The organism is Saccharothrix algeriensis (assembly GCF_016907655.1).
Lineage (GTDB): Bacteria > Actinomycetota > Actinomycetes > Mycobacteriales > Pseudonocardiaceae > Actinosynnema > Actinosynnema algeriense.
This window is the reverse complement of the sequence record NZ_JAFBCL010000001.1, coordinates 2158604-2175650: the sequence shown is the minus strand read 5'-3', so window position 1 is coordinate 2175650 and position 17047 is coordinate 2158604. Positions and strand designations below refer to the sequence as shown.

Below are 17047 nucleotides of genomic sequence, written 5' to 3'. Positions count from 1 at the left end.
ACGTGGTTGTGTCACCCTCACGGTAGGACTACCGAGCGTGCACACCGTTGTCCTCCCGTCTAGGCTTGCGCCTCCGCTGTTGTGCGGACGGACAAAGGTGCGGCCGGACGGCTGCCGCCCGAAGGAGTGACGGGGTGAGCCTGCGGCAGGTGTTGATCGCGCTCGGCGACCCCCTGGTGGAGATCCAGGTCGCGCCGCACGGCCTCGAGGTGGACGTGCACGACGTGGTGATCCTGGACCCGGACGACGCGCCGGACGTGCGGCCGGGCGACCTGGCGCTGGTCATCGGGGCCCGGGGCCGCGCGGCGCTGCCGCTGGTGCGGGCGGCGGGCCAGGGCGGCGCGGCGGCGGTCGCGGTCAAGGTCGACGCGCCCGCCCCGGTGCTGCGGCAGGCGGCGGCGGACGCGGGCGTCGCGCTGCTGGCGGTGCGGCCCGAGGTGCGCTGGGAGCACCTGGAGTCGCTGGTCAGGGGAGTGGTGAGCAGCGCGCGGCTGACCGCGGACGCGGGCGCGGGCGAGGTGCTGGGCGACCTGTTCGCGCTGGCCCAGACGATCGCGGCGCTGACCGGCGGCATCGTGAGCATCGAGGACACCGCGAGCCGCGTGCTGGCCTACTCCCGCTCCTCCGACGAGGTCGACGAGCTGCGCCGGCTGTCCATCCTGGGTCGCCAGGGCCCCGAGCCCTACCTCAAGATGCTCCGCGAGTGGGGCGTCTACCAGCGGCTGCGCTCCGGCGAGGAGGTCGTGCGCATCGACGAGCGGCCCGAGCTGGGCATCCGCCGCCGGATCGCGGTCGGCATCCACGCGGGCAGCCAGCCGCTGGGCACGATCTGGGTCCAGGAGGGCGCCACCCCGCTCACCGAGCGGTCCGAGCGGGCGCTGCTGGGCGCGGCCCGCGTCACCGCGCTGCACCTGGTGCAGCAGCGCGAGCCCACCGCCGCGTTCCGGGAGAACCTGCTGGCGTCCCTGCTCGACGGCCGGATGGACGCCGCGTCGGTCGCCGAGCAGATCGGCGCGGACCCGGACCGGCCCGCGGCCGTCGTCGTGTTCGCGCTGCGCGGCCAGGAGGGCGCCGACCGCACCCAGCACGAGCTGCGCCGCACCGAGCTGACCGGGCTGATCTCGGTGCACGCCGCCGCCTACCGGCGCAGCGCGCTGGTCAGCCAGTCCGCCGGCCGCACCTACGTGCTGCTGCCCGACCTGCCGCCGACGGCCCCGCTGCTGGCGCTGACCCGCGAGATCGTCACCGCCGCCCGCAGGCACATGGGCCTGCGGGTGCAGGGCGCGGTCGGCTCCACGGTGCCCACCGTCGACGAGGTGATCGTCTCGCGCGGCGAGGCCGACCGGGTGCTCGACGCGATGGCCCGCGACCTGGACGCCGACGTCGCCACCCTCGCCGACGTGCGCTCCCGGGTCCTGGTCAGCGAGACCCTGGCGCTGCTCGGCGAGCACCCCCGCATCCGCGACCCGAGGCTGGCCGCCCTCGACCCGGAGCTCGCCCGCTCCCTGCTGGCCTACCTGGACGCGTTCGGCGACGTGCGCTCCGCCGCCGCCGGGCTGCACGTCCACCCCAACACCCTGCGCTACCGGGTGCGGCGGGCGGCGGAGGTCGGCGGGTTCGACCTGGACGACCCGCTGCTCCGGCTGTTCGCCCAGTTGCAACTCAGGCTGACCTGAGGCTCTCAGCGACCGCCCCTTACGCTGCTGAAGTGAACCTCGATGCGTCGCCCAGGCGCGGCAGTGACTTCGCGGAGTTGTCCAGGTCGGTCAAGCAGGCGGGCCTCCTGGACCGCCGCATCGGCTTCTACGTGCTGTGCCTGGTGGGCGGGGTCGCGGCCCTGGGGGCGACCCTGGCCGCCGTGGTGCTGGTCGGCGACTCCTGGTGGCAGCTGGGCCTCGCGGCCGTGCTGGCCGTGGTGTTCACCCAGATCGCCTTCCTCGGCCACGACGCCGGCCACCGCCAGATGTTCGCCGACAACAAGGTCAACGGCGCGGTCGGCCTCGTGCTGGGCAACCTGCTGATCGGCGTGGGCTACGGCTGGTGGATGGGCAAGCACAGCCGCCACCACGCCAACCCCAACCACGAGGACGAGGACCCGGACGTCGACATCGCCGTGCTCGCCTTCAGCGCCGAGCAGGCCGTGCGCAAGCGCGGGTTCTTCCGGTTCGTGGTCAAGCACCAGGCGTGGCTGTTCTTCCCCCTGCTGCTGCTGGAGGGCTTCAGCCTGCACGTCATCAGCGCCGCCGCCGCCGCGCGCCGCGAGGTGCGCGGGTGGCGGCTGGAGCTGGTGCTGCTGGCCGTGCACGTGGTCGGCTACCTCGGGCTGGTGTTCACCGCCATGTCGCCGGGCAAGGCCATCGCGTTCATCGCCGTGCACCAGGGCCTGTTCGGCGTCTACATGGGCTGCTCGTTCGCGCCCAACCACAAGGGGATGCCGGTGCTCAGCGCCGGCCACCAGCTGGACTTCCTGCGCAAGCAGGTGCTGACGTCCCGCAACGTGACCGGCGGCTGGTTCACCGACTTCCTGCTCGGCGGCCTGAACTACCAGATCGAGCACCACCTGTTCCCGAGCATGCCGCGCCCGCACCTGCGCCGGGCGCAGGTGCTGGTCCGCGACTTCTGCCGGGAGAAGTCGATCTCCTACGCCGAGTGCGGCCTGTTCACCTCCTACGGGTACGTGCTGAAGTTCCTGCACGAGGCGGGAGCTGAACTGCGCGGTACAGGAGAGCTCGTTCGACCAGCGTCCAGCTAGTGGTGGTCAGCAGGTAGACGCCGGCCGCCAGCGGCAGCACGGCGGCGACGGGCACCGTGCCGAACGGCAGCAGCCGCAGGAGCGCCGCGAACGGCGGCTGCGGCGCGCCCGACCTCGCCGCCACGGCGGCCTGCCACCGCGACGTCGCGAACGCCACCGCGGTCAGCGCCGCGAACAGCGCGAGGAACACCGGGTCGAGGCCGGGCGCGCCCAGCCAGCGCGCGCCCAGCGGCGTGCCGAGCAGGGCGCCGTCCAGCAGCGGGTTCGGCGTGGTGACCAGCTGGTACATGACCATGAAGAACGGCGCCTGCGCCAGCGCGGGCAGGCACCCGGCGAACAGCGAGGTGCCGTTGTCCCGGTACAGCTCCAGGGTCTTCTCCTGGAGCTTCTGCCGGTCCCCGCCGTGCTTCTCCTGCAGGGCGCGCAACTCGGGCGCGAGGGCGGCGCGGGCCTTCTCGCCGCGCACGGCGGCCCGGCTGAGCGGGTGGAGGAGCAGCCGGACGGCCGCGGTGAACAGGACGATGGCGAGTGCGGGCGTGGCGATGCCCGCCAGGGCTGAGCCCAGGGCGTGGAACACGGGAGTACTCCGTCTGCGGGTCTTGCCGGGTGGGGGACGTCAGGCGCTCAGGCCGAGTCCCGGGGCTCGCGGACGGGGACGCCCGGCGGCGTCGGGGTCGCGCAGGCGCAGGAAAGCCGCTTTCAGGGCTTTGTCGCGCAGCGAGAGGGAGCGCACCCAGGCGGGCGCCGCTTCGACCACCGGCGCCGCGACGAGCAGCAGCAGCACGAGGGCCACGGCCGTCACGGCGGCCAGCGCCTCGGCCGGGGAGTGCAGCAGGGCGAGCGCGAACAGGCCGGGCAGCACCAGCGCGAGCAGCAGCCGCAACCTGGACACGTCCACCCCCCTCCGGCGGTTCCTACCCGATCGTACCCACGAGCGCGGGCCGGTCGGGGTGGTCGTACCGCACCGTCACGTCGGCGCGGGGTTCGTAGCCCTCGTAGGCGGGCAGCGTCCACCGCTGGTCCGGGTCGGTCTGCCGGGCCAGCGCCGCGGCGGACAGCCACAGGTGCACGGTCAGCTCGGCGGGCAGCCACCGGTCCAGCAGCAGCGTGCCGTCCAGCAGCAGCACCCCGCCCTCGGGCAGGGTCGCGTAGTCGGCGCGGCTGGCCCGGTCGGTGGCGGCGTTCCACAGCGACGGCAGCACCCGGCCGGTCCCGCCGGGCCCCAGCGGCTCCAGCACCTCGCGGAGCAGCCCGTTGACGTCCAGCCAGCCGTCCCGGAACGAGTCGGGGTCGGTGCGCCCGAACTCCAGCCGCACCGAGGCGGGCCGCAGGAAGTCGCCCGCCGACACCCGCTGGACCGGCCGCCCCACCGCCCGCAGCGGTTCGACCAGCGCGTCGGCCAGGCGGTCCGGCCGGGCCGGCGGCGCGCCGTCGAGCAGCACCCGCACCCAGCCGGTGCGCGGCGCGGCGTCGATCCGGTCGACCAGCTCGGCGACCAGCGACTCGGGGGTCAGCGGGCGGACCTTCACGGCAGCGGGTAGTCCTCCCACCCGTCGGGCAGGGTGGGCACGGGCCAGGCGGGGTCGGGCGCGAACCCCGCCCACGCCGGGTCCCACCAGGTGTCGCCGGCGTCCAGCATGGCCGCGACCTCCTTGCCCGTGCGGCGGATCGCCTCGCCCTGCTCGGCGGTGTACTTGCCCGCGGTGAGCTGCTCCTCGAACTCCTCCCGGTCCCGCTCGACCCACCCGCCCTCGACGGGCGCCCAGTAGTCCAGCGCGTGGTCCAGCGTGTCGAAGCCGAGCGCGGTGCGCCGGAACGGGTCCTGAAGGTTGAGGTACCAGCCCGCGAACCGCCGCTGCGGGCCCTGCCAGTACAGGTCGACGGAGTAGGCGTCACCGGGCCGGTGCAGCTGCAACTTGCCGTGCCCGCGCCAGTGCGTGTTCCCGGCGGCCTGCCAGCCGTGCGGGTAGTGGTGCCGCGGGAAGCCGAACACCGTGCCGGGAACGGTGAACACCACCAGCAGACCCGGCTCGTCCAGCACGACCCGGGTCGGCGTCACCGCCCACGGCCGCCCGTGCAGCACTTCACGGCGCAACGCCACGTCCCCCGGCGCGAACGACCCCATGCCACCAGCCTAGATCCCGGCCGATGACGAACCCGGCCCACGCCCCTCTTGCGCTTTTCCACAAGGCTGGCGCACCCAGTGCCATACCGGTCGCTTCGTGTTCTCCTCCCCGTACGGCCTGGGCGCAGCCCAATCAGATTTGCCTGGGGGTGTCAAGCACGCTTTACCGCTTGACACCCCCAGGCAAATCTGATTGCCTTCGGCAGGCCGTGCGGGGAGGAGAACACGACCGCCCTTTCTTTTCCTCCTCCTTGGGGGCCTCTCGGCCGCTCTTCGTACTTGTGCCCCGCACCGATCCGGGTGAGATTCGGTGCCGTACCGCCCGAGGCTGAAAAGCTTGAAAGAGTCCTCGCCGGACAGGCAGGCCGCCAAGGAGAATGAAAAGAAACAGCGGTCGTGTTCCCCCCGCATGACCTGTCAAAGACGACCATGCTTTCTTGGGGGGTGCAAGCGAAAAGCGTGCTTGCACCCCCCAAGAAAGCATGGTAGCCCTCCGGGCAGGCCATACGGGGAGAACACGAGGCGACCGGTCTGCACGGGGCGTGCGGGAGGGCGAGAGCAAAAGACAAGAGCTTCAAGCTGAAATCGGGCTCGGAAGCCGGGGTGTAAGACCTGGTCCCAGTCGAGTCGGGTGGTTGGCGTTGTCGCTCCCTATGCCAACGCCCGTCGCAGCCGAGCCGCCGCGAGGGCGCGTCGGGCATCGGTGCGGGGGAGCAGTCGCACGAGGCGCTCCAACACCTCCGCGTCCTCCACCGTGCCCGCGAACGACCACAGCGCCGCCAGGTCGCCGAGGTCCAGCACGGCGCACCGCAGGGCCGTCGCGAGGTCGTCGCGCTCCTCGCGCACCACCGGGGCGTCGGAGCGCGGCAGCAGCTCACCCCGGTACGCGCGCGCGGCCGAGCGGACGTCGCCCACCCGCAGGGCCGCGCGCACCGCGAGGAAGTCGGCGCGGACCTCGGCGGCCAGTCGGTAGGGCCGGGTCAGCAGCACGGTGTCGAGCTGGGCCCGCAGCCGGTGCAGCTCGGCCCGCACCGTGGCCGGGTTGCCGCGCTCCCCGTACAGGTCCAGGGCCAGCTGCTCGGCGGTCAACCCGCGCGGGCGCAGGGACAGGGCGGTCAGCAGTTCCGCGTGTCGCAGCGACAGGACCAGCTCCCGCCCGTCCAGCGCCCCGCCCGGTTCGCCGCCGAGGAACCGGAGCGACAGCACGGGCCTGCGGGCGCGGCGGGGCGGGGCGGGCGGCACGCGCAGCAGGTAGCCCTCGGCCAGGGGCTCGACCAGCGCCTCGCGCCCGTCCGCCAGCCGCACCTGCCCGCCCGCCACGTCCACGCGCCCGCCCGCCACGTCCACCGGCGCGTCCCCGGACGCCGTCGCGAGCACCCGCCCGGTGGGGCTGAGCAGCGCGCCGGGCTCGCCGCGCAGGCCGGCCAGGTGCCGGGTGCCCACCGACCGCAGCCGCTCGTCCTCGATCGCGAGCCGCGCCCGCAACTGGCTCTCCACCAGTCGCCCCGCGGTCGCCACCAGGGCGGGCACGGCCGGGTGCGCGCTGGTCAGCGGTCCGCTCACGTCGATCACGCCCAGCACCTGCCCGGTGTCCGGGTCGCGCACGGGCGTCGCCGCGCACGTCCACCCGTGGCAGGTGCGCACCAGGTGCTCCGCCGAGTGCACGGTCACCGCGCGGCCCAGGACCAGCGCGGTGCCCATGGCGTTCGTGCCGATGGCGTCCTCGCTCCAGCGGGCGCCCTCGGTCAGCCGCACCCGCTCGGCGCGCCCGCGCACCGCCGCCGCGCCCTCGCACCACAGCACGTGGCCGGCCGCGTCGGTGATGATCATGACGTGCTGGGCCTCGTCGGCGACGCCCACCAGCGCCTCGCGCAGCAGCGGCAGCACGGCGGCGAACGGGTGCGCGGCGCGCAGCGCGGCCACCTCGTCCGGGTCGAGCACGACGGGCGCCTCGTGCCGGTCCGGGTCGACCCGCGCCGCGAGCGAGCGCCGCCAGGACTCCACGATCACCGCCCGCGCGCCGGCTGCCGCCGCCCCGCTCAGCGTCGCCTCGTGCAGGCGGGCGAGCCGGCGGGGATCGGGGTGCATGGCGGGACCTCCTGGGCTCTTCAGGATGACGGCCCGCCGCCGGCGGCGGCAAGCCGATCCCTCCCCCGATCGGGTGCAACGTGACTGCAACGTGGCGCTGCCTAGGTTCGCCCGGCGATCGGCGCGACGACGCGGGAGGCGGCGGGATGACCAGGTACGCGGCACCGGGCCGGGTGGGCAGCGTGGTGTCCTGCCGGGAGCGGTACGACCACTTCGTCGGCGGCGAGCACGTCGCGCCGGCCGCGGGCGGCTACGCCACCGCCGCGACACCGGTGACCGGCGAGGTGTTCGCGGAGGTGGCCCGCGGCACCGCCGAGGACGTGGACCGGGCGCTGGACGCGGCGCACGGCGCGGCCGGGGCGTGGGGCCGCACGCCGCCCGCCGGGCGCGCCGCCGCGCTGGCCGAGATCGCCGACCGCGTCGAGGACCACCTGGAGGCCCTGGCGGTCGTGCAGGCGTGGGAGACCGGTCGGCCGGTCCGCGAGGCGCTGGCCGCCGACGTGCCCTCGGTCGTGGACCGCTTCCGCCGCCTCGCGGGTGCGCTGTCGGCCGGGGGCGGCACGGCGGCCCTGGTCGGCGACGACGTGGTGGCCCACCGCTTCCCGGAGCCGCTGGGCGTGGTCGGGCAGCTCCTGCCGCGGGACTCCCCGCTGCTGGTGGCCGCCCGGGTGCTCGCGCCCGCGCTGGCGGCGGGCAACGCGGTGGTGCTCAAGCCCGCCGAGCACGCCCCGGTGTCGGTCCACCAGCTGGTGGACGTGATCGCGGACCTGCTGCCGCCGGGCGTGGTGAACGTCGTGACCGGTTCCGGCGCCGAGGCGGGCGGGCCGCTCGCGTCCTCCCGCCGGGTGGCCCTGGTCGCGTTCGCCGGCGCGGCGGGCGCCGGGCGGCCGGTCCTGCGGCACGCCGCCGGGAACCTGGTCCCGGTGCTGCTGGAACCGGGCGGCCGGGGCGCCGAGGTCTTCCTCGCCGACGTGGCCGCGCGCCGGGACCCCTTCCTGGACGAGGCCCTGGCCGGCTTCACCGCCTTCACGCGCAACCGGGGCGGGGTGTGCGCGGTCCCGTCGCGGGTGCTCGTCCAAGCCTCCGCCTACGACCGGTTCCTCGCCGACGCGGTCGACCGCGTCGGGGCCCTCCGGCCGGGCAACCCGCTGGACACCGGGACCGCGGTCGGCGCGCAGGCGGGCCCGGCGCGGCTGGCGGCGGTGCTGGCGCACATCGACCACGCCCGGCGGGAAGGCGCGCGCCTGGTCCGGGGAGGGGAGCGCGTCGACCTCGGCGGCGAGTTCTCCGGCGGCTCCTACCTCACGCCGGCGATCCTCGAACGCGACACCAGGCTGCCGCCCCCGTCGGGCGAACCGCCCGGTCCGGTCGTGTCGGTGTCCCGCTTCGACGACCGCGACGACGCGGTGAAGCTCGTCAACGACACGCCGGACGTCCGGGACGCCGGCGTGTGGTCGCGCGACCTCGGCGCCGCCCACCGGGTCGGGCGCGGGATCCGGGCCGCGCGGGTCCGGGTGAACCACGCGGCGCCCGACGGCTGCCGGCCGGACGACGACGAGGACCACCGCGCGCTGCTGGACCGCTTCCGGCGCACCAGGAGCCTGCGGATCGGCTACTCCGCCGGGCACGACCTGCCGTAGCGCCGCGGGGAGGCGGCCGAACCGCCTCCCCGCGGGCGCGCGTCACTTCTTCCAGGGCACCTGCGGCGACGGGTAGTAGTTGACGCCCTGCGCCTCCCAGCGCGGGGCCTGCGCCGCCAGGCGGTGCTTGAAGCCGGTCCAGTCGTGGGTGCTCCACGGCGACCACGCCAGCTCGGCGATGGCCGGGAGTCTGGGGAAGGCCATGTACTCCAGGTCCGCCGACTGCGCCAGCGTCTCCGTCCACAGTGGAGCCTCGACGCCGCGCACGGCCGACTCCGGCAGGTCCTGCACGTACGCGCCGGGGTTCCAGTCGTACGCGTCCTCCACGTCGGTGTAGCCGGCCCACTTCAGGCCCAGCGGCGTGTTCTCGTCGTACTTCATGTCCAGGTAAGCCTTGGTGGCGGGCGACAGCACGATCTTGTTGCCGCGCTGCGCGGCGGCCACCACGTCCGGCGCGACCGGCTTCGTGCCCCAGAACTGCGGCACCGCCGAGGCGTCCGGGGAAGCCTTGACGAACTCGTGCCAGCCGGAAGCCCTCTTGCCGTGCTTCGCCACCAGCGGCAGGACCTTGTCCATGAACTCGATGAAGTCCGGGTCGGTGGTGACCAGCGCCTCGTCGCCGCCGATGTGGATGAACTCGCCGGGCGTCAGCGCCGCGACCTCGCGCAGCACGTCGTCCACGAACCGGTAGGTGATGTCCTTGTCGATGCACAGCGAGCTGAAGCCGACATCGATGCCGGTGTACAGCGGCGGGGCGACGCCGTCGCAGTTCAGCTCCGCATACGAGGAGAGCGCGGCGTTGGTGTGGCCCGGGATGTCGATCTCGGGGATCACCGTGATGTGCCGCGACGCCGCGTAGGCGACCAGTTCCCGGTACTGCTCCTGCGTGTAGTACCCGCCGGCGCCGCCGCCGACCTCCGTGCTGCCGCCGTGGGAGGTCAGGCGCGGCCAGCTCTTGATCTCCAGCCGCCAGCCCTGGTCGTCGGTCAGGTGCAGGTGCAGCCGGTTGACCTTGTACTGCGCGATCTGGTCGATGTAGCGCTTGACCTCGTCGACGGAGAAGAAGTGCCGTGCCACGTCGAGCATCGCGCCGCGGTGCGCGTAGCGCGGGTAGTCCAGCACGCTGCCACCGGGCGCGGTCCACGGGCCGCGCTGCCGGGTCTTCGCCTCGACCTTCGCGGGCAGCAGCTGGCGGAAGGTCTGCACGCCCGCGAACAGCCCGGCCGCCGTCCTGGCCCGGATCACCACGCCGCGCCGCGTCACGTCGAGCTGGTAGCCCTCCTCGCCGACCCGCGCGTCCGCACCGACCAGCAGCAGCGAGATGCCGCGCCAGGACGCGCCGGGCGTCACCGGCAGGCGGTACCCGGTGGAGGGCCGCAGCACGCCCGCCAGGTACTCGCCGACCTGCCGGGCCTCCCGCGAGCCGGGGTGGGTGTGGATGCGGGTGTCGGGGGACAGGGTGTAGGTGGTGCCCGGTTTGGGCGTGACCTTCACCGGGGCGGGCACGATCTGTCGCAACGGCGTCTCCGTGGTCGCTTGCGCCGGCGTCGCGGCGCCCACCGCGCCGGTCAGGAGCAGTGCCGCGAGTGTCAGGCCGAGCCCGCGTCGGCCGGCTCTGCTCGTCCTCGCTGCTGGTCGGGGCACGGACGTCCTCCTGGGGGTCGGCGTGGATCACCCGGGCGGCGGCGGGTTCACGGTTCCAGCCGGGCCAGGAGGTGTCAAGGTCCAGACCAATCAGGCGAACTTCGGCTTGCCGAGGCCCCGCCAGGTGGCCGGAAACCGCTCCTCGACGCGCTGCGCCCTGGCCACCTCCATGCCGTAGAGCAGGCCGAAGGTGAAGCCGTTGGTGTTGTCCTGGTGCGCCTGCCCGCCCAGCTGCCGCAGCACCGGCCGCGCCACGACGCTGTCCTGGTGCTCGCCCAGCAGCGTCTGGAGGTCCTTGAGGCGCTTGCGGTACTCCGTGGCGCCCTTGCCGAACAGCGGCTCGACCGCCTCCACCGCGTAGCGCAGGCGCTTGGCGGCCTTGCGGGACTCGTGCAGCGACTCGTCGTCGTGGGCGTTCTCGGCGTTGCGCGCCAGGCGCCGGTAGGTCTTGAGCACCAGCCGCGGCAGCACCTTGCGGGCCTTCTGCGCCGCCGTCGGCGTCAGCGGCGGGTCGGCCAGCAGCGCGTCCACGGCGTCGAGCAGGGCGAAGTAGCGGGGGCTGTTCATCGCCTCCGTCGCCAACTCGTGCGCGCGCGCCTCCAGCGGCGCGAAGTGCCGCGTCAGCTCGGCGGGGATCGAGCCGAGGACGAGGTCGGGGTCCAGCGCGGCGACGTTGCGCTCGAAGCCGTCGCGCATCACCTCCGCGTCCCGCGCCTCGCCCAGCACCCCGGCGATCCACTTCAGCTCGGTGATCAGCTCGCGGGTGCGGTCGCGGTCCACGACCTCGCCGAACGCCTGGAGCGCGCTGCGCATCCGCCGCGTCGCCACGCGCATCTGGTGCACCGCCTCCGCGCCCCGCCGGCGCACCCCCGGGTCGTGGTGCTTGAGCGCGTCCGCCTGCTCCCGCAGGTAGGCCAGGACGACGTCGCCCGCGGTCTTGCCGGCCTTCGGCGCGGGCGGCGCCGGCGCGAGCCGGCCGGACAGCAGGCGGGTCAGCTTCGCCGACGACCGGGAGCGGACGATGCCCGCCCCCGCCAATCGCTGCTCCACCAGGTCGAGCAGGGCGGCGTCGCCGCGCTCGCCCAGCTCGACCTCGACCTCCCGCCAGCTGTCGACGGACTCGTCCGCGACGTCCTGCGCGGAGACCAGGTCCTCCACCACCTCGGCGAGCAGTTCGCCGCGGCCGTCCACGAGCTGCCAGCGCTGCCGGGTGGTGCGGATGCGCGCCACCGGCGCCAGCTCGCCGCCCCTGGCGTGCGCCTGGACGAGGGAGCCCAGCTCCTCGGGCGGGTGCTTCGCGGCGCGCCCCGGCGGGAGCCGCACCTCCTCGCGGGTGTCCCCGCCCACCGGCAGCTTCAGGTGCCAGCCGGCGTCGTCGCCGCCGGTGCGCCGGCGCAGCGTCAGTCCGGCGCGGGCCAGCCGCAGGTCCGCGGTGTCGTAGTAGACCGCCTCCAGCCGCTGCTCCTCCGGCCCGGCCGCGGCGGCGACGCCCGGGAGGTCCGCCAGCTCCGGCAGCGCCACGCCGGCGGGGGCCTCGTACTTGCGTTCCGTCTCCTGCACCGATGTCGCCATGTCCCAGGCATACACCGTTGAGTGGATGTTTATCCGTGATGACTCTCGGTGACGTGCGTTGACCTGCACGGGGGTTTGTCGCGGTCGTCCGCGTGGTTTTCCCGGTCGGTCCCTGGACGGGGCCGGTCCGTCGGGTTGGCTGGAGCCCGTGCCCACGGAGAAAGAGCGGCTCGACGAGGTCGAGCCGACCGTCGCCGAACTCGTCACCCGGACCCAGCTGCTGACCGCCGAGCTGGAGCGGGTCGGCGCGCGGCTGCTCGTGCTCGAACGGCGGCTCGCCGGCGCCGGGTCGGGGCCCGACGAGGACTTCGACGCCGTGGACGACGAGGTCGCCGACGTCGTCGCGGCGCTGCGGGCCGCCTGGCACGCCGAGCAGGACGTGCTGGCCGACTCCGTGCGGGTGGAGCTGCAGCAGGAGGTCGCCGAGTACGAGGGGCTGATGCAGCGGCGGGACGCGGGCCGGGCGCGGCTGGCGGCGGGCCGGATGCCCCGGTTCGAGCGGGACGCCCTGGAGCACGAGGTGCACCAGCTGGACTGGCAGGTCGGCGCCCTGGAGAGCAGCGCGGCGGCCGCCGCGGCCCGGCTGGACGCGGACACGGCGGCGGCGGAGGACTCCTGGCGGCGGGAGGCGGTGCTGGCCGGCGAGAAGGCCCGCGAGGAGGTCTGGGACGCCGCCGCGCGGCGGCTGGAGCGGGCGCTGGCCCGCGACGCCCGGCTGCCGGTGTGGTTCCGGGTGGGGTTGGGCGAGATCACCAGCCCGGACCCGACGCCGTGGATCCGGGCGGCCACCGGGCTGATCGCCTACCGGCTGGAGTACGGGATCACCACGGCGCTGGACCCGCTGGGCGAACCGCCCTCGGCCGGGTCGGGGTCGGCGGCCTGGGTGCGGCGCACCGAGGCGCACGCGGACCTGGCGGACCAGCTGCAGTCCCTGCGGCCCTGAGGACCCGGAGGAAAGCCCCGGAGCGCCGGGGGCCCGGGGTCAGCACCGGCCGATCATGGCGGCCAGGGCGTCGTGCTCGGCCTGGTCGACGGTGAGGCCGTAGGCCGCCTTCACCGAGATCCAGTCGGTCGCGTAGGTGCACCAGTAGGTCTCCAGCGGCGGCTTCCACTTCGCCGGGTCCTGGTCGCCCTTGGCCCGGTTGCTGGTCGCGGAGACGGCGACGAGCTGGCGGCCGTCGAGGTCGTTGGCGAACGCCCGGCGCCGCTCGTCGGTCCACTTGTCCGCGCCGGAGCGCCACGCCTCGGCCAGCGCCACCGTGTGGTCGATGTCGAGCTTGCCCGCGTCGGTGACCGTCACCCCGTCGTAGGCGCTGGTCCACGTGCCCGCCGTGGCCTTGCAGTCCGAGTCGCTGCGGACCCCGGAACCCTGGCGCCGCAGCACGACCTCGCGCGTGTCGCACGAGTCGCCCTGGCTGCTCCAGTGCGGGAAGCGGTCCCGGCTGTAGCCGGTCATCCGGCCCTCCGGCGCGACGGTCAGCGCCGCCAGCTGCGCCGCCGGTTCGCCGGTCGCCGGGCCGGTGGTCGCCGGCGGCTGGTCGGGGGTGGTCGGCTCGTGGCGGGACAGGTAGTAGCCGACCGCCAGCAGCAGGACCAGCACCACCACACTCGCCCACGTCGTGGACCGCTTGCGGCTCATGGCACCCATGATCGGTGATCGCGGCGCGGCGCGGCCACCGGGGCGGGGATCGCCCCGCCCCGGCGGGGGCGCCGGTCAGGGGCGGCTGGTGAGGTAGCCGCCCATGTGCGTGAAGTACTCCGAGGCCGCCAGCTCGCGGCCGTCCTCGGTCCGCACGCGCTTGACCAGCAGGGCGTGGTTGCGGCCCCGGCGGGCCTCGGCGCCGGCGACGACGGCCACGCCGTCGCCCTCCCGGTAGAAGATGCGGCCCGGCGTCCCGCCGTAGCGGGCCCGGGAGACCTCGGCCTCGACGATCTCCAGGCGCCTGCCCCGGTGGAACGCGAACGCGCTCGGGTACGGCGCGCACTGGGCGCGGACCAGCCGGTCCAGCTCCTCGGCCTCCCACGTCCAGTCGATGCGCAGGTCCTCCTCGGCGCGCTTGTGGAAGAAGCTGGCCTTGGAGCGGTCCTGCTTGACGAAGTCGGTGCGGCCCTTGGCGATCTCGGCGAGCCCGTCGACGGTGATCGGGCCGAACAGCTCCAGCGTCTTGTGGAACAGGTCGGCCGTGGTGTCGCGGGGACCGACCGGGACGGCCCGCTGGAGCACGATGTCGCCCGCGTCCAGGGTCTCGTCCATCATGTGCGCGGTGACGCCGACCTCCTTCTCGTCGTTGATCAGGGCCCAGATCAGCGGGGAGAAGCCCGCGTAGGCGGGCAGCAGGGAGTCGTGCACGTTCAGCGTGCCGTGCTTGGGCAGGGTGAAGATGCGCGGCGGGATCCACGTGCGCCAGTTGGTCGCCACGATGACGTCCGGGTCGACCGCCTCGAGCTCGCGCACCAGCTCGTCGTCGTCCGGCCGGCTGCGGACGACCACCTCGACGCCGTGCTCGGCCGCGAGGTCGGCGACCGAGTCGCTCCAGATCCGCTCGTAGGCGTGGTCGCTCCGGGGGTGGGTGACGACGAGGGCCACCTCGTGCTCGGAGTCCAGGAGCGCCTGGAGCGTGCGGTGGCCCCAGGTCTGGTAGCCGAACATGACGACCCGCATGGGACTCCTCCTAGTTAAGGCTTGCCTAAGTTACCGCACCCTAACCTAGCCGGGGAGGGCTAGCCTGCCCCGGTGATCCTGGACCTGAAGCTGGTGGGCGGCCGGTTCGCGACCCTGGACCCGGCTCGCCCGACCGCGTCGTGCGCCGGGGTGTGGGGCGGGCGGGTCGTCGGGCTGGACGACGTGGCCGACCTGCCCGCGCGGCGGGTCGTGGACCTGGGCGGGGCCGTGGTGCTGCCGGGGTTCGTCGACGCGCACAACCACCTGGCGTGGGCCGGGAGGGCTTCCCGGACGCCCGACATCTCCGGCTGCTCGACCGTCGCGCAGGTGCTGGACTCGCTTCGGGATGCCGATCGGTCGCGGTGGCTGGAGGTCGCGGGCTACGACCACCGGGCCCTGGACCGCCCGCTCACCGCGCGGGACCTGGACGCGGTGGGGCCGCGCGTGTACGTCCAGGACCTGTCCGGGCACGCGTGCGTGGTGAGCAGCGACGTGCTGGAGCTGTTGCCGCGCACCGCGCTGGAGGGCGCCCAGCGGGACGCCGAGGGCCGGCCGACCGGGTTCCTGGCCGAGGGCGCGCAGTCGGCGGTGCGGGCGTTGGTGCTGCCCTACCCGCTGGCCGACATCGCCTCCGACGTGCGGCGGGGCGCGTGGCAGTGCCTGCGCGAGGGCGTCGTGCTCGCGGCCGAGGCCGGGGTCGGCGCGGGCCTGCTCGGCAGCAGCCCGCTGGAGGTCGCGGCCTACCAGCGGGAACCGCTGCCCCTCCGGGTGCAGCTGATGGTGTCCGCCGGCGAGCTGCGCGAGGTCCGCGCCCACCCGGCGGACGGGGTGCGGCGGGCGCTGCCGCTGGGGCTGCGGACCGGGCTGGGCGACGAGTGGCTGTCCCTCGGCGCGCTCAAGCTGTGGACCGACGGCGGCATGATGGCCCGCACGGCGGCGCTGACCGAGCCGTACGCGGGCGTCGGCGGCGTCGGCCAGTTGCAGGACGACCCCGAGGTCATGCGGGCGGCGGTCCTGGACGGCCACGCGGCCGGCTGGCAGCTGGCGCTGCACGCGATCGGCGACCGGGCCGTGGACTTCGCCCTCGACGCGCTGGCCGAGGCGCGGGCGGTCGCGCCCCGGCCCGACGCGCGCCACCGGATCGAGCACTGCGGCCTCGTGCGGCCCGACCAGCTCGACCGCATCGCCGAGCTGGGCGTGACACCGGTCGTGCAGCCGTCGTTCCTGTGGGCCTACGGCGACGACTACTCGGCGATCATGGGGCCGGACCGCGCGCCCTGGCTGTACCGGGGCCGGGCGTTCCTCGACCGGGGCGTGGTCCTGGCCGGCAGCTCGGACCGCCCGGTGGCGGACGGCAGCCCGTTGCGGGGCATCCAGTTCATGGTGGAACGGCGGTCGCGCGGCGGCCTGCCGGTCGGCCCGGACGAGGCGGTGACGGTGCAGGAGGCGATCACGGCCTACACCCTGGGCTCCGCCTACGCCTGCCGGCGGGAGCACCTGCTCGGCTCGATCACCCCGGGCAAGCTCGCCGACTTCGCGGTGCTGGCCGAGGACCCCCGCACGTGCGAGGTGTCCGCCATCGGCGACATCCCCGTCCTGGCCACCGTGGTCGACGGCGAGTTCCGCCACGACCCGGCCGGCTTCGCCCCCTGATCGCCGCCCCGCCCGCCGCGGCGGGGTCTAGGGTGGCGACGTGGAACCCCGCGAGGCCGTGGACCGGCAGGTCCGGTTCGGCATGGCACGGCTGGCGCCGGGGCCGTACCGCCCGACCAGCTGGTTGCTCACGGTCGACGGCGCCCTCCAGTCCTGCGTGGACCTGGCCGACCCGACCTACCTGCACCTGCCCTACGCCACGTGGGCCGCCCGCGTGCTGGACCTGCACTGGCCCGCGGGGCAGCCGGTGACGGCGGTCCAGGTCGGCGGGGGCGGTTTCACGATCGCCAGGTACCTGGCCGCGACCCGCCCCGGTTCGCCCCAGACGGTCTACGAGCTCGACGGCCCGCTGGTCGACCTGGTGCGCTCGCACCTGGAGCTGGACTCGATCGCGGACCTGCGGGTGCGCGTCGAGGACGGCGAGCGGGGGATCGCGCGCACCCCCGACGCCGCCGCCGACGTGGTGGTCGTGGACGTCTTCCGGGCGGGCGCCGTGACGGCCCACCTGGCCGCCGTCGAGTTCCTGCGCGAGATCGCCCGGGTCCTGCGCCCCGGCGGCCTCTACCTGGGCAACACGTGGTCCGCAGCGGACATGACCCTGCCGCTGCGCGCCGTGGCGTCGCTCGCCGAGGTGTTCCCGCACGTCGTGCTCCTGGCCGAGCCCGGCCTGCTGCTGGGCAGGCAGGCGGGCAACGCGGTGCTGGCCGCCTCCGACCGCGAGCTGCCGCACGGGGCCCTCACCGAGTGGGCGCGGTCCGCCGGCGACCGCGTGTTCTGCCTCTCGGCCGCCCAGCTGGCGGCCTTCCGCGGGGTGGCGCCCCCGCTGACCGCCGAGCACCCGGCGGGGCCCGTCACCCCCGTGCCCGACTGCGCCCTGTGACCCGCGCCTTGTGATCCGCGCCCGGTGATCC

15 protein-coding genes are annotated in these 17047 nt (G+C 74.8%); 6 read left to right on the top strand and 9 right to left on the bottom strand.

Going from position 1 to position 17047, the window contains the following annotated elements; genetic code table 11:
* The first annotated feature begins 134 nt into the window (after positions 1-134).
* Together JOE68_RS09650 and JOE68_RS09645 are read left to right on the top strand one after the other, a co-directional pair.
* Positions 135-1676: a PucR family transcriptional regulator gene (locus JOE68_RS09650; RefSeq protein ID WP_204841976.1), complete on the top strand. Its 1542-nt coding sequence runs from the start codon at positions 135-137 to the stop codon at positions 1674-1676.
* A gap of 32 nt (positions 1677-1708) precedes the next feature.
* Positions 1709-2752: a fatty acid desaturase family protein gene (locus JOE68_RS09645; protein ID WP_307819603.1), complete on the top strand. Its 1044-nt coding sequence runs from the start codon at positions 1709-1711 to the stop codon at positions 2750-2752.
* On the opposite strand, the gene JOE68_RS09640 is transcribed toward JOE68_RS09645, so the two are convergent.
* The 5 genes from JOE68_RS09640 to JOE68_RS09620 all read right to left on the bottom strand — a co-directional run bounded on the left by JOE68_RS09640 (position 2661) and on the right by JOE68_RS09620 (position 6965).
* On the bottom strand, positions 2661-3329 hold the full coding sequence (locus JOE68_RS09640; RefSeq protein ID WP_204841975.1) for a YidC/Oxa1 family membrane protein insertase: 669 nt from the start codon (positions 3327-3329) through the stop codon (positions 2661-2663). The two genes, JOE68_RS09645 and JOE68_RS09640, sit on opposite strands and share 92 nt — an antisense overlap.
* Positions 3330-3368: 39 nt before the next feature.
* Positions 3369-3644 (bottom strand): DUF6412 domain-containing protein, encoded by a 276-nt coding sequence (locus tag JOE68_RS09635; protein ID WP_204841974.1) that lies wholly within the window; start codon positions 3642-3644, stop codon positions 3369-3371.
* A gap of 22 nt (positions 3645-3666) precedes the next feature.
* Positions 3667-4281, bottom strand: a complete 615-nt coding sequence (locus tag JOE68_RS09630) for a nucleoside/nucleotide kinase family protein (protein WP_204841973.1) — start codon at positions 4279-4281, stop codon at positions 3667-3669.
* On the bottom strand, positions 4278-4877 hold the full coding sequence (locus JOE68_RS09625) for a ribonuclease FAU-1 family protein (protein WP_204841972.1): 600 nt from the start codon (positions 4875-4877) through the stop codon (positions 4278-4280). Before JOE68_RS09625 ends, JOE68_RS09630 begins: the two co-directional genes overlap by 4 nt.
* Before the next feature lie 651 nt (positions 4878-5528).
* Positions 5529-6965, bottom strand: coding sequence for a GAF domain-containing protein (locus JOE68_RS09620; protein ID WP_204841971.1), 1437 nt, complete (start codon positions 6963-6965; stop codon positions 5529-5531).
* Positions 6966-7111: 146 nt separating this feature from the next.
* Between JOE68_RS09620 and JOE68_RS09615 the strand changes: the two genes are divergently transcribed.
* Positions 7112-8605 carry an aldehyde dehydrogenase family protein gene (locus tag JOE68_RS09615; RefSeq protein ID WP_204841970.1) on the top strand — a complete coding sequence of 498 codons (1494 nt, stop codon included), beginning with the start codon at positions 7112-7114 and terminating at the stop codon, positions 8603-8605.
* A 42-nt stretch (positions 8606-8647) separates the two neighbouring features.
* Here JOE68_RS09615 and JOE68_RS09610 read toward each other — a convergent pair whose 3' ends face one another.
* Both JOE68_RS09610 and JOE68_RS09605 read right to left on the bottom strand, forming a co-directional pair.
* Positions 8648-10249, bottom strand: a complete 1602-nt coding sequence (locus tag JOE68_RS09610) for a beta-N-acetylhexosaminidase (RefSeq protein ID WP_307819602.1) — start codon at positions 10247-10249, stop codon at positions 8648-8650.
* Between the two features lie 90 nt (positions 10250-10339).
* Positions 10340-11821, bottom strand: a complete 1482-nt coding sequence (locus JOE68_RS09605; protein WP_204841969.1) for a CYTH and CHAD domain-containing protein — start codon at positions 11819-11821, stop codon at positions 10340-10342.
* Positions 11822-11969: 148 nt separating this feature from the next.
* Here JOE68_RS09605 and JOE68_RS09600 point away from each other — a divergent pair, with 148 nt between their 5' ends.
* Positions 11970-12764 (top strand): hypothetical protein, encoded by a 795-nt coding sequence (locus tag JOE68_RS09600; RefSeq protein ID WP_204841968.1) that lies wholly within the window; start codon positions 11970-11972, stop codon positions 12762-12764.
* 39 nt (positions 12765-12803) lie between these two features.
* Here JOE68_RS09600 and JOE68_RS09595 read toward each other — a convergent pair whose 3' ends face one another.
* The gene (locus JOE68_RS09595; RefSeq protein WP_204841967.1) at positions 12804-13460 is read right to left on the bottom strand and encodes an HNH endonuclease family protein; all 657 of its coding nucleotides are present in this window, start codon (positions 13458-13460) and stop codon (positions 12804-12806) included.
* Between the two features lie 75 nt (positions 13461-13535).
* Complete coding sequence (locus JOE68_RS09590; protein WP_204841966.1) at positions 13536-14483, bottom strand: methionyl-tRNA formyltransferase; 948 nt, start codon at positions 14481-14483, stop codon at positions 13536-13538.
* A gap of 72 nt (positions 14484-14555) precedes the next feature.
* On the opposite strand from JOE68_RS09590, the gene JOE68_RS09585 reads away from it, so the two are divergent.
* Both JOE68_RS09585 and JOE68_RS09580 read left to right on the top strand, forming a co-directional pair.
* Positions 14556-16136, top strand: a complete 1581-nt coding sequence (locus JOE68_RS09585) for an amidohydrolase (protein ID WP_204841965.1) — start codon at positions 14556-14558, stop codon at positions 16134-16136.
* Between the two features lie 40 nt (positions 16137-16176).
* Positions 16177-17016: a spermidine synthase gene (locus JOE68_RS09580; RefSeq protein ID WP_204841964.1), complete on the top strand. Its 840-nt coding sequence runs from the start codon at positions 16177-16179 to the stop codon at positions 17014-17016.
* The last annotated feature ends 31 nt before the right edge of the window (positions 17017-17047 follow it).